Origin of the sequence: Bacteroides sp. D55t1_190419_B8, assembly GCF_015558905.1 — a bacterium.
GTDB lineage: Bacteria > Bacteroidota > Bacteroidia > Bacteroidales > Bacteroidaceae > Bacteroides > Bacteroides vicugnae.
Genome location: NZ_JADMOU010000069.1, coordinates 1 through 1,303, shown reverse-complemented (window position 1 = coordinate 1,303; position 1,303 = coordinate 1). Strand labels below are relative to the sequence as shown.

The window sequence follows — 1,303 nt, the reverse complement described above, 5'->3', positions numbered from 1 at the left end:
CAGGGCAGACGCATTATATTTTTTACTATCCCACTCCTGTTTTTATTCTATTTATATGATTGATTATTAACTTATTAATTCTTTCTTATTTCGACTATTTTCCTTATCTTTATAAGATATTATAAAACATAAACTAACATGAAAATAGGGATAATTGACCTTTGTAAACAAATAGAAGATCCTAGAATGAACCGTAAAAAAGTCCATAAAATGGAAACCATCGTCTATATATCCATTGCTGCTGTAATTTGTGGTGCCCAATCCTGGAATGAGATTGAGGAATTTGGCAATGCCAAAATTGCTTTTTTCAAAAGTCGCATACCTAATCTGGAGTTCATACCCAGCCATGATACTTTTAATAGATTCTTTAGCATCATAAAGCCCGAATATTTTGAGTTGATCTTCCGTAATTGGGTCAAACAAGTCTGTCAGGAGGTGAAAGGGGTTATAGCTATAGATGGCAAACTTATGCGTGGTCCAAGTAAATGTGACGGAGAACATACGACGGGAAAGGAAGGATTCAAATTATGGATGGTTTCCGCATGGTCCGCTGCCAATGGAATTTCTTTAGGACAAGTGAAGGTGGATGATAAAAGTAATGAAATTACCGCTATTCCATTGTTACTAAACTCTTTGGATCTCAATGATTGCATTGTCACAATTGACGCGATGGGCTGCCAGACAGATATAACACGGACCATCATTGAGCGTGACGCAAATTATATTATAGCTATAAAGGATAACAAGAAGAAAAACTATCAACTGGCCAAACAGATCATTGAAGATTATCAGGATAAAGACGAAATAATCAATAGAGTCACCAGGCATGTGTCCCAAAATACCGGACATGGAAGGATAGAGACAAGAACTTGTACTGTAGTTAGTTATGGACCTATAATGGAAAAAATGTTTAAAAAGAAACTTGTGGGACTGAAGTCTGTTGTTGGGATAAAATCGGAAAGAACAATAGTGGCAACAGGAGAATATACACAAGAGGTAAGATACTATGTAACTTCAATGGATAATACCAAACCGGACGAAATTTCCTCTGCCATCAGACAGCATTGGTCTATTGAAAATAATCTGCATTGGCAACTGGATGTTACCTTTCGAGAAGACTATAGTAAAAAGGTCAAAAATGCAGCCAGAAACTTTTCCGCAGCAACAAAAATGGCACTTACTATCCTGAAGAAGGATAAAACAACTAAAGGAAGTATGAATCTAAAAAGGCTAAAAGCTGGGTGGGATGAAAAATATTTATCAAAACTTTTACAGGATAATGATTTTTAATGCGTCTGCCCTG

The 1,303-nt window shown here is 36.1% G+C and carries 1 protein-coding gene; it reads left to right on the top strand.

Features of this window, described 5'->3' with window-relative positions; all coding sequences use genetic code 11:
* Nucleotides 1-138: 138 nt before the first annotated feature.
* On the top strand, nucleotides 139-1,290 hold the full coding sequence (locus I2I13_RS24380) for an ISAs1 family transposase (RefSeq protein WP_099147672.1): 1,152 nt from the start codon (nucleotides 139-141) through the stop codon (nucleotides 1,288-1,290).
* Nucleotides 1,291-1,303: the final 13 nt, after the last annotated feature.